8 protein-coding genes are annotated in these 11,912 nt (G+C 51.0%); 7 read left to right on the forward strand and 1 reads right to left on the reverse strand.

What is annotated here, in order from left to right:
• Positions 1 to 388 precede the first annotated feature (388 nt).
• Positions 389 to 931, reverse strand: a complete 543-nt coding sequence (locus SH451x_RS21420; protein WP_479359174.1) for a hypothetical protein — start codon at positions 929 to 931, stop codon at positions 389 to 391.
• 270 nt (positions 932 to 1,201) lie between these two features.
• Here SH451x_RS21420 and SH451x_RS21425 point away from each other — a divergent pair, with 270 nt between their 5' ends.
• The 7 genes from SH451x_RS21425 (at position 1,202) to SH451x_RS21455 (ending at position 11,911) form a co-directional block, all read left to right on the forward strand.
• Positions 1,202 to 2,167: an aspartate carbamoyltransferase catalytic subunit gene (locus SH451x_RS21425; protein ID WP_479359176.1), complete on the forward strand. Its 966-nt coding sequence runs from the start codon at positions 1,202 to 1,204 to the stop codon at positions 2,165 to 2,167.
• Between the two features lie 66 nt (positions 2,168 to 2,233).
• A complete protein-coding gene (locus SH451x_RS21430; RefSeq protein WP_479359177.1) occupies positions 2,234 to 3,523 on the forward strand; it encodes a dihydroorotase in 1,290 nt (429 codons plus the stop codon).
• Positions 3,524 to 3,688: 165 nt separating this feature from the next.
• The gene (locus SH451x_RS21435; RefSeq protein ID WP_479359178.1) at positions 3,689 to 4,981 is read left to right on the forward strand and encodes a helix-turn-helix domain-containing protein; all 1,293 of its coding nucleotides are present in this window, start codon (positions 3,689 to 3,691) and stop codon (positions 4,979 to 4,981) included.
• 225 nt (positions 4,982 to 5,206) lie between these two features.
• Positions 5,207 to 7,306 carry a redoxin domain-containing protein gene (locus tag SH451x_RS21440; protein WP_479359180.1) on the forward strand — a complete coding sequence of 700 codons (2,100 nt, stop codon included), beginning with the start codon at positions 5,207 to 5,209 and terminating at the stop codon, positions 7,304 to 7,306.
• 2 nt (positions 7,307 to 7,308) lie between these two features.
• Positions 7,309 to 9,681, forward strand: a complete 2,373-nt coding sequence (locus SH451x_RS21445) for an efflux RND transporter permease subunit (RefSeq protein ID WP_479359181.1) — start codon at positions 7,309 to 7,311, stop codon at positions 9,679 to 9,681.
• A 105-nt stretch (positions 9,682 to 9,786) separates the two neighbouring features.
• On the forward strand, positions 9,787 to 10,254 hold the full coding sequence (locus tag SH451x_RS21450) for a hypothetical protein (RefSeq protein WP_479359183.1): 468 nt from the start codon (positions 9,787 to 9,789) through the stop codon (positions 10,252 to 10,254).
• Positions 10,255 to 10,714: 460 nt separating this feature from the next.
• Positions 10,715 to 11,911, forward strand: coding sequence for a hypothetical protein (locus tag SH451x_RS21455; RefSeq protein ID WP_479359184.1), 1,197 nt, complete (start codon positions 10,715 to 10,717; stop codon positions 11,909 to 11,911).
• The last annotated feature ends 1 nt before the right edge of the window (position 11,912 follow it).

An 11,912-nucleotide genomic window follows, 5' to 3' on the forward strand; every position in this document is an offset into this window, starting at 1 on the left:
AGAATGAAAGCAGCGATCTATTCTTCTGCCCCCATTCTTCTGCCAATTCCAAGACGTGTTGGGGTTCCGCTTCGTGCCTCAGCTCCACCCCAGGCTATTGAATGCCGCTACTTTGTAGCTCGAGATGCAGCGAAGAATGAAGGCAAAAGAATGAAGGCAAAAGAATGAAGGCAGGAGAATGAAAAGAATGAAGGCAGCGATCTATTCTTCTGACCTCATTCTCCTGCCAATTTCAAAACTCATCCACCCATGAGTCGAGCTCGTGGGGTCAAGAAGAAAACCTTCGTAGCTCATTAAGGGTTCAAAGATAGAAGCTGTAGACTGCTAAAAAGGTGACAACCACTTCGAAACGTGACACTACGTACTCAACACTCCTCCACCATTTCCATTAGATCGATTTCTTCATGCTGCTCAGGGCTTTGTCTAGCCAGGAGGTATTGTCTTTGGAGATTACGATACGATCGCCTGGTTGCAATGCGTAGTTTTGTTCTTGCATGACGTTTCGTCCGCTTGAGTCAAATCCAACATCCATTCGTACGGCGGGCATCGAAGGTTGTGTTTGACGCATAATTGAACAGTGAATCTTGCCCAACCGGCTCACGAGCTTGGCGTCTTTGATCACGTCTTCAATAAAGAGCGGCTTGTCAGGGCTGATTGGAATCCGTTCCATGTGGCGATCGCCATTACGAATATCAAGCACGACGGTTGGTGAGCCGCTGGATGATGGCGTTGCGTCCGCGGCCTTAAGAATTCCGTCGGCGTCCAGGCTGTACCCTTCGGCTGCTAAGCGACTGGTATCTAAATGTTCGGTGCTTGTTCGGTATTTGCCTATAACGCTGGCACAGCCACTGAAGCTGCCTGCCAGCATTGCCAAGAGCACCACATTGCGTACTGTTCGAGCGGTTTTGACGGAAACTCTTTTTCGGTTCATGGCAGCTCAAGATTGCGAAAGTAGGTAGCATCACTCCCATAAGAGAGTGGACTGGTTTATCTTGCTATCGGCGGTCCTGCCTCTTCAAATTCAGTAAATCTTAAGAACTTTAGAAATTCTTTAACGCTCGAAAATCTCCGCGCAACCTCGCAAGCCCTCCCAGCCCGCCCAATTGCCCCATTCGCAATCTTCAGACATTCAGGGCCTCTTGCTGGAATTCTTCGTTTGCGGACAATCTTGCCGAAATCAGAAAACACAAGAGAAAACGCTATGATTGGTCGCCACTTACTAGATCTCGAGTCCTTAACCGGTGAACAAATCACGCTGGTCTTAGATTTGGCCGAGTACTTGCGAAAAAAGACGGACCAAGGACGGACCAAGCTAGACTGGTTACGTGGACGAACGGTAGCGAACCTGTTCTTTGAAAATAGCACTCGGACACGAAATAGCTTTTCGCTCGCAGCCAAGCGGTTAGGAGCCGATACGATCGAGTTTTCGTCATCTGGTTCAAGTGTCGCAAAAGGCGAAACCTTCATCGACACCGCCAAGACGATTGAAGCCATGGGAGTTGACGCCGTTGTTGTTCGTCATGCCACCCCAGGTACGCCGCATCTGCTTTCGCAGCACTTGAACTGCTCGGTTTTGAACGCTGGAGATGGCCCCCATGAACATCCGACCCAGGGTTTGCTGGACATACTTACAATCCGCCAGCATCGAGGGTCCATTGCGGGCCTTACCGTGGCCTTGGTTGGAGACATTGCCCATTCAAGAACCGCTCGCTCGAACATCTGGGGCCTGATTAAGCTTGGCGGGAAGCCGATTGTGTGCGGCCCCCCGACGCTCGTTTCCAAACGATGGCAAGAAATCGGAGTCGACGTCGCTTATAATCTTGACGCAATTTTGCATCGCTGTGATGTCTTGAATCTGCTACGAATTCAATTTGAACGTCAACGCAGTCGCGCTTTCCCGTCAGTACACGAGTACGCGCTGTTGTATGCGATGACAAACGCGAGGATCAAGCGAGCAAAGCCTGACGTGCTTATCATGGCGCCCGGTCCAATCAATCGCGGTGTCGAGCTAACTCCGGAAGTTGCCGATGGTCCTCATTCGGTAATTCTCGAACAAGTGTCCAATGGGATATTGATTCGGATGGCCGCATTATCCCTGCTGCTAGATGCAGTGCCGAACGATGTAAAAGCGGAGCTTGGAATGATAGCTGCCGAGAAAACTTCTTAACATCTTTCTATATCGACCAAACAATTTGAACACCAAACACACAGTTACTCACGACTGCATCGCCTAATGCCACCAAAATCGTTGCTCATAGAAAACGCTCGAATAATCGATCCAAGCTCCGATCTTGATCGCACTGGTCGCTTATTAATTGCTGATGGTGTTATTACAGCTCTCGATCCCAGCGATGGTGACCTACCAAAAGATTGCACTCGACGTGATGCACGGGGCCAGATCCTTTGCCCTGGGTTTGTCGACATTGCAACGGAACTTGGAGAGCCTGGTCGAGAGGAAGACGAGACGATCGACACAGCACTTATGGCGGCCTTAGCAGGTGGTTTTACCAGCCTTGTTTGTTCGGCCAACACGCTGCCTGCCATCGATACTGCTCCCACAGTTCAATTCGTGCAGCAACGCGCGGCGCGATGTAACTCAGCGCGCGTCTATGTTCTTGGATGCGTCAGCAAAGAGCGTAAAGGTGATGAGTTGGCTGAGATTGGCTCACTCTTTGAAGCAGGCGCGGTTGGGCTGAGCGATGCGCCATCTTCCATTGAAAATACGGCGTTGCTCAAAAGAGCTCTCGAATATTGCACCATGTTCAATCGCCCGATCATTGAACACCCGGAATTGCAGAGCCTCTCCGGTAACGGGGTTATGCATGAAGACCTTACGCAACTCCTGCTAGGCTTGTCGCCAATGCCATCGGAAGCAGAGGATCTTGCAACTTCGCGTGACTTGCGGCTAGTCGAAGCGACCGGTGGCAAGCTGCATCTCAGCAGTATCTCGACTTCCGGCAGCGTCGATATTTGCCGGCGATTCCGCTCCCGCGAGATTCAGTTCAGTGTTGGCGTTCACATCGCAAATACGCATATGACCGACGAACTGCTGCGCAGTTTTGATTCGAATTGCAAAATTAACCCGCCGATGCGTTCAGCGGGGCATGTCCGCGACATTTGTGTTGGGTTGGAAGATGGGACCATCGACATCATTTCCAGCGGGCATCGGCCCTATGCTTTGGAAAAAAAGATGCAGGAATTTGACGCTGCTCCGTTTGGGATGACTTCGTTGGAGACGACTTTGGGGCAAGTTGCAACGTTTCTGATCGGCGAGGGTGTGATCGACTGGCCGGCGGCGATTGCCAAGTTGGCCACGAATCCGGCTAGATTGATGAATCTGTCGGCTGGTACGCTTCAGATCGGTGCTCCGGCAGACGTGATTTTGATCGATCCCAAGCGAGAATGGACCTATTCGGCAGCATCGACGCTGAGTAGTTCTCGTAACTCGCCACTGGACGGCCAGGCCTTTCGGGGCCGAGTTACCGCGGCATTTGTTGCGGGAATCGAGAAATGGTCGTTATAATAAGTCTCGGCGGAGCAAAATCTGCGAACTTCTAACGGTTATTCCGTGGAAAATGTACATTTCTTGGACTAGGCTTACAGCGGCCCGATTATGCCTTGCGCGTACCTAACGGGCATCCTACTGCCACTCATTTCGCGACCTTTTAGTTAACAACGTTCGAGCAATATGGCTGATTTTATCCCATTGGAAGACGCAGCGCAGCTGCTGAATGTTTCCGTCGACGAAATCAAAGAGATGCGGTCTCGCGGGGAAATTTTCGGTGTTCGCGACGGCAGTTCCTGGAAATTTAAGACAGAAGAAATTGAACGCGTTCGCAGCGAATTGGCGGGCGACGTGCTCGATGACGATCCAGGTGGATCGAGCATCCTCGTTTCAGAACGAGCAGTTGGATCAGCGGGCAGCAAGGTCGGAAGCACGCTCGGTGGCAGTTCCAGCGACGGCGATAGCGATCTTGAGCTCAGCGACGATCAAGACTCCGATGAAATATCTTTAAACAGCGATGTTGGTTTGGTTGCAGATCCCGGTAGCGGATCGGGCGTACGATTAGTGAACAAGAATGCCCCGTCTCCTGCAGCGGACGACGACGAAGTTCTCGAACTTCCAAGCGAAGGGGATTCAGGCAGCTCTTTGCTGCTATCCGATTTGAACCTCGAAGGACTCAGCAGCACCGGTAGCGATGCCGCCAGTGGCATCGGCGGTCTATCAGCCGAATCCGACGTCCTTGCTGGCGTTTCGGATGCCAAAGGTGGGTCCAGTGGAGCGGGTGATCTAATCCGTGGTGACAGCGATCCTGATATTGAACTTGATGACGACGAGAGCGACCTTGTTCTGGGCGGCGACAGTGCGTTAGCTCTGAAAGCCGAAAGCGGAATTAACTTAACAAGTCCTTCTGATAGCGGTCTTTCGCTGGAAGACGAACCGCTTGATTTGGCAGGTACCGGCATTAGCGGACTTGGTTTGGGCAGCGACGAAATTGGCAGCGGCGGTAGCGATGCCGGCGCCAGTGGTGTTGCTTCAGGGAGCGCATCTGGGATCAGCGGTATCGATTTCGCATCTGCAGAAGACTTTCAGCTATCTCCGTCCGGCAGCTTAGATTTTGAAGAAGACAGCGGATCACAAGTAATTGAACTTGAGGACTCTGCCGATTTCGCTGGCGTTGCCCCAGACGGTTTTGGCGGTTTGGATGGCAACGACGCGGTCGGATTCGACGACGCAGATGCAGCCGTCGGCTTCGATTCGGAACCGACACCCGTTGGCTATTCCGCTGGACCAAGTGTCGAATTCTCTTGGTGGGAGGTCGGGCTACTTCTAACGACAATACTATTCCTAGGCCTGTCCGGAATTCTCGTGACCGATATTGCTCGCAACATGTGGGCCGCAGCTTCAGACTCAAATGCAGATATGAACAGCTGGTTGTCCGATGCGATTGCCAAATCGCTTCCAGGTAGTTCGTCCTAAACTGCGGTCAAACGCTAGCTAGCAATCAATAAAGGCTTCCGAATGGAAGCCTTTTTTCGTTGAATGAACGGCTCCTTCAGTCGCGTTTAACATGTCGGCATTGCTTCGTTAAATCGTTTTCGCCTTTGCGCCGCTTTCCGATATACTAACCGTGTTCCGCCGATATTGGCATTCATTTTGAATCCGTTTTCGGTACCGATGGAGTCATGGAAAGAGGGAAGTTGCGTGTCTGAAGTAATACTTCGAATTGGACTGACTGTAAGTCTTTGGGGGCTTTTCTTGTCACCTGAACTCGCTTGGTCCGTAGATAATGCGGAGCAGCAAGCGGTCATCAAGTCAGGTTCTTCCGCGGTCAACACCGTCGCTGGTCAACCTTCAAAGCTTGGTCGTTCTTCGCTTAATCAGACTCTTTTCGGAATCGATGCCTTCTCTGTCGTTACTACCGATGGGGATACGGTTGAACTTAAACAGTCGGACGAGCAAAAGTTCACCGTAATTTGTTTCTTAGCAACCGAGTGTCCGCTTTGTCGGCTGTACGCGCCGCGGCTGAATGAAATCGCAAATGATTATGCGGACCGCGGTGTTGAGTTTATAGGCCTCGACAGCAATCTGCAGGATACTCAAAGCGAGCTAGCAGAATTTGCTCAACGTTTAAGCTTGGCTTTTCCTGTGGCGAAAGATGATGATCAGAAGATCGCTCGTGACATTCGGGCCACTCGTAATCCAGAAGTCTTCGTCGTCGACAAAGATTTGAGGATTCGGTATCGAGGGCGAATCGACAATCAGTACCAACCTGGAACCGCAAGAGACAAGCCAACTCAGGATGACTTACGACTTGCTCTTGATCAACTGCTTGTAAATGGCGATGATTTTGAAATACAAACTCCTGCTGTCGGCTGCCTAATTACATTTCAAAACGTAACTTCGGAAAACTCCAAAGTAACGTATCATCAGGATATAAAACTGGTGTTGGAAAGGAACTGTGTTGAGTGCCATAAGGCGGGAGAAATCGGGCCGTTCGCGTTGACCGAATACGACGATGTAGTCGGTTGGGGTGAAATGATGCTTGAGGTCATCGATCAACATCGAATGCCGCCTTGGCATGCCGACGACTCGGTAGAGTTCGCAAATGCGCGTGCGATGCAGGCGGAAGATAAAGTTCTTCTCCGACAATGGGTTGAAGCGGGAATGCCGCAAGGCAAGCCTACCAGCACGCCGTCGGCCGAAGGCCCCAGTGAGTCTGTTGCAGAAGACGAGAATAGAGAACTTATCCTGCCGATGGCAGAAGTTCCCTTTGCCGTGCCTGCCGACGGCGTCGTCGATTACCAGTATTTTGTTGTTGATCCGAAGTTCACAGAAGACAGATGGGTGAAACTCGCTGAGGTCATCCCTGGTAATCGCTCCGTCGTTCATCATGTGATTGTCTTCGTGCGTCCGCCTGACGATGAAGACTTTCGAGATATATCACTCTTGTGCGCCTACGTACCAGGCCAAGAGACCTTTGAATTACCAGCCGGCCATGCTCAGCGAATTCGCGCTGGTTCACACTTCGTTTTCCAGATGCATTACACGCCCAACGGCGAACCGCAAAGCGACTTAACGCGAATTGCTCTGGACTTCATCGATTCTGGTAACGTCACTCACAACGTCTTTTCGATTGCCGGAATTCAACAGGATTTTGAAATTCCGCCGCATTCGCCATCGCACAAAGTGCACGGAAGTGTTGCGAGAATTCCGACTCAGGCAACTCTACTCGCGGTCACACCACATATGCATGTGCGTGGGAAATCGTTCTCTTTGTCGGCCACTACAAATGGTCAGGCTCAGTCGCTTTTGCATGTGCCTCACTACGATTTCAATTGGCAGCACAACTACGTTTACAAACATCCACTTCCGATGTCAAACATGGAGTCGATCGACTTGACGGCGACGTTTGATAATTCGAGCGATAATCCTAACAATCCAGCTCCACACGAGTTTGTCACATGGGGCGACCAGACTTGGGAAGAGATGGCAATCGTCTTTTTAACCGTTGCGGAGCCAATTAAAGGTGAAGGCATGGTAGCTACCATAGCTGAACCTGTCGCCGAATCTTCACTGAGTGAAACAGAAGTCACTCGTTTCGCAGATCTCGTTACTAAAGCGTTGCCGCTTGCAAAAGAGCGACTTGCAAAGCTTGATCGGAACAAGGATGGTCGAGTTACGAAAGACGAATCGCCGCGAGCGTTTCTAATGTATCAATTCTCTGCAATTGATCGAAACGGTGATGGCGTACTGGATTTAGATGAATTCGCGAGGCACATTGCGGCACGGCGTGCTTTGTAATAATGCCTTTACCCCATTCTCGACGGACTATTGAAGAGCGAGCTTTTGCGCGATTTGTGCAACCGGTGCTTGCTTTTCCTAAGCTAACATGGCTTTTCGTTATTGCACTGACCGTCATAACGACGATCGGAAATTTCAAGCCCGAACTTATCTTAGACTTGTTTGCCCAGACACATGTGGCCGAGCCATTCTTACCAAAGAATGATCAAGAGAGCATTCAGCGACCGCCCGACGTAGAGCCTTTTCGTTACGGGTCAGGCGGAGTAATCCTGGTTGCGGAAAGCGACAACTTCTTCACACCCGAGTGTGCCGAGTTACTTCGTGAGGTCTTGCAGAGCGTCAAAGAACTTCAGTTTGTCCAGAACGTTGTTTGGCTGGAAGACACCCCGCCACTGAACATCTTCGGACTCAGCGAACCGGTTTTCCCGCGAAAAACCGCGTCTCAGACGCGATTTGATGCGGCCCGCGCCAAGGCGATTGCCAATCCGCTTATCGGCGGTCAACTTCTATCGCTCGATGGCACCGTTTTGTTATTTATGATCGAGATCGATTGGTTCTTGATCGATTCTGACAAGGATTTCACCGACAACCTGCGAGACTTGGCAGCAGACGTTGCGGCGAAATATCCAAACACGAAAATCTCGTTTTCCGTAACGGGAGATACGCCGCTACGCTTGCTTGCGGCCAGTGCGCACGAATCCAACGAGATGCGTTATCAGTTGATCGGATACGGCGTCATTCTCTTAATGGCTGTCTTTTTGTTTCGAGGCATATCTGCCGTTATCATTGTGGCAACCGCTCCGATTTTAGGTGTCTACTGGACCTTGGGGACATTGCACTTTTTTGATCTACACGACAACCCTTTCAACAGCGCCGTCCTGCCTGTTTTGATATCGCTGGTCGGGTTCACCGACGGCGTACATATGATGGTTCAGATCAGACGCAATCGCGCTGCAGGCAAATCGAATATGGAGTCTGCTGCAGACGGTATGCGCGATGTCGGATTTGCGTGCTTTCTGACGTCGCTTACGACAGCGATCGGTTTCAGTTCTCTCGCACTGGCTCATCACGAGATTGTACGCGAGTTCGGCTGGTGTTGTGTCATCGGTGTGACTCTAACCCTGGTCTCTGTTCTGACGGTGATTCCGTTGCTGTGCGCTTCACGTTTGGGCAATACCGTCGCAACAGGTTACGGCAAAAACTTAGTCGACAAAAACTTGGAGCGGATCTCCGTATTGGTCGATTTTGTCGTCGCGCGCAAAGCCTTCTTTGCTTGGTCAGCCATCTTTGTGACCGCAGGCTTGCTTGCCGTATGTACCGCGCTGCGACCGGACGAGCGTCAGACTAGTATGCTGCCGGATGACGAAGAAGCTGTAATTGCACTGCGGAGGATCGACCGCAAACTAGGTGGAATGGACACGGGATCGGTGACCGTTCAATGGAATTCACAGATTCCCGCCAATTCCGCTGAACTTGGGCTGGTCATGACATCGGTGAATGAGGTACTTGCACGTGAGTCGCTGATCGGTTCGCCACTTTCGATCTATAATCTTGTTCAAGCACTTCCTGGCACAGGCGCGATGGCCGATCGAATGTCGCTGCTTGAGCTTATGCCGCCGCCGTTGAAACGCGCTTTTTACACTCCAGAGTATCAGTATGCAGAAGCTCGATTCCGCGTCCAAGATCTTGGCATCGCTCAATACAATGATACCTTTCAACGCATTGAGCAAGGGCTGTCTGTCATTCAATCTCAGCACCCCAACTTCCAGTTGAGCTTAGATGGTAATGCGGTATGGCGATGGCGGAATTTGTATCGCATTGTCCTCGATCTAGCATACAGCTTGGGCACAGCAGCCCTCGTTATTTTTTTAGTTCTTTCCGTCGTATACCGAAGTGTTCGAATCGGATTAATCTCGGTTATCCCCAATGTGTTTCCACTGGCTGCAACCGGTGTGTTGTTAGTCGTAACGGGGAAATATTTAGAAATCGTGAGTGTTTGTGCGTTTACCGTTTGCTTGGGGATCGCAGTGGACGACACGATTCATTTCTTAACGCGTTATCGAGACGAACTTGCCGGAACTCGAGGCAATGTTGACCAAGCAATCAGTCGCGCTTTTGTGGGAGTCGGAACCGGACTGATCATGACGACCACAGTTCTTGTCGTGGGCTTTAGCACCGCGCTGACGAGCGAAGCGCGTGATACCAGAGTCTTTGTGACGATGGGCATGTTGACAATCGCAACTGCGTTGCTGGGTGACTTGCTTTTTCTACCTGCAATGCTGGCTTACTTTCAAAAACGTACCAAGCCACCACTCGATGCCAGTTCGGATTTCTCCCAGACGGATCAAGTCGAGATGAAACGTGCGCAGAATTGATCTTGGAAAATTTTGGCAGAATTGTTAAAGCTTCTACGTGCTAGAACTTTGCTTGTTGGAATGACTGCCGTGCTTGATCGTAGCCACTTAAAAAGAAACCTTGAAATGACGTTGCGGTTGAGCATCGTCGGCGTGCTGGTCGCATGCTTTTCAGGTTGTCAAAATTGGCCGCAGTCTAAACGCATGATGCAGTACCAGATTGAAAGCGAAAGGTTGCTCAGCGAATTCCGTGCTCAGAAGAAGCGTGCAGACGAGCTTGAAGATCGCAACAAACTGCTGGCGAATCGGCTGTCGGAAAGCGAAAAGATGCTCGCAACGCTACAAAGTTCTGACTCAAGTCGTGTTGCCCGGTTGTCGTCTGCAACCACGCAAGGCGACTCGAGCTATGATGCGTCAACAAGTCGCTACTCCTCTGAATTCCAGTCACGCATGAACCGCGGCAATCGTGCGCCGCAGCCATTGTCTTCAAACAGCGATTCTCGCAACGTGACTGAAAATACCGAATCATTGGGTAGCACGCGTTCAGGTGCGGCAAATGAACCCGTTTGGCGAGCAATAAACGGGTCGCCGTGAGCGAAAACCTCACATTTTGTCATCTGCAGCGGGCAAAATCGTGCCGTTTGCGGTTCTGAATTTGTCATTTTGCGTCATAATGTGCCGTGGCTAGCAAACGCCGCGAATTGTTCCAACGTAGACGCTACTGTTGCTGAATATTCACGGCGACAGTTTCCTGGGGACCGAATGCTAGCTCCCGCCTACGTCATGCATTTGCCCACTGCGACAATTTTGACGAACCAACTCTTCGATTTTGCCGAGATCTCGTGAGCACATATCGTCGATTGAGTCGCTTTGCAATGTGCTTACTAGATCCGCAACTAACAACAAAATAAGCTCACGCCGACCTTTCGCTCCTATGCCAACATTTCGCTCCTTATCCTATTTGCATCGCTTTCTCAAACTTTCCGGGCATAAAAACGGAAAACTGCGCCGGAGTAACACGGTCAACTCCGTTGCCTTTATTGGTGGTTTGATCATGATCAGTCTGGTGGGCTGCGATCGCGATCCGATGATTCGCGTCTATGAAGTCGAAGTCCGCAAACCCAATCAGCAGCCGACAACAAATACCACTGCGCAAGCTGGCCCAAAGAGAATGGTCGGCGCTATCGTACCGCTGGGTACGCAGTCGATTTTTCTCAAGCTCATGGGCGAACCTGATGTTACAGTAGAATATTTAGACGAGGTTGAATCGGTCGCCACATCTCTAAAGCTCGACGCGAGTGGCAACATTGAATTCGATACTCCCGAAGGTTGGACTCGAGGACCTGGCAGCAGTTTCGCAGTTGCAACGCTGTCGCCACCTGATATGGCCGGTCTTGATGGTGCGATGACTGTCACGCCGTTATCAAAGCCAGGCTCGGGCGATGAGTGGCTTGCTTCGGTCCAAAGCAATCTTGATCGTTGGCGAGGTCAGCTGGGTCTGCCGCCGGTTGCTATAGCGGACGAAACTGAGAATGAACTTCGCCAAATTTCGAGTGCTGTGGATGAGTCGCCGATTTTTCTTGTCAATTATCTCGGTACGTCAGCCGGGAAACCCGCCATGGGAGGTCCTTTCATGCAAGGCATGATGGGAGCGGGCAGTACGAACACTCCTTCGCCGGCTGCTGGAACAACTTTAACCGCAGATGATGCTAGTGGCACATCGGATGAGTCTCTCGACAGCCAACTTCCAACTGAACAGGGCGGATCAACAGCCAGCTCTTCACGAGCGGGCGATGCTGCTCGTGTAAAATATGTTGTTCCCGAAGGTTGGGTTGACGATGGAACTAAATCAAATTCGATTCGCGTTGCTTCGCTTAAAACTGATGCATCGGAAAACGCCGCCGAAGTTAGCTTGGTCTTCGCGGGCGGCGAAGAGGCGAGCATTATCGAGCTATGGGCAAATTCCGTTGGAAAAGAAGAGATCACGCCGAAAGAAAAGATTGACGCAATTCTCTCCAGCGCAACAGAAATTACCGCCGGTGATGGCCGAACTGGCAAGCTGTATCGGGTGGTTGTCGACGACGACAGCGAATCCAGCAGGGCTATCTTGGGCGCAATTTTCCCAGAAAGCAACTCAGGCGAAGACGCCGAATCGCAACGCAAGCTATTTGTAAAAATGACTGGCTCAACAGAGGTTGTGCTTGAGAATTCAGCCAAGCTTGAGACGTTCATCGAATCCCTGCAGTGGTAGA

Source organism: Njordella aestuarii, from assembly GCF_056494165.1.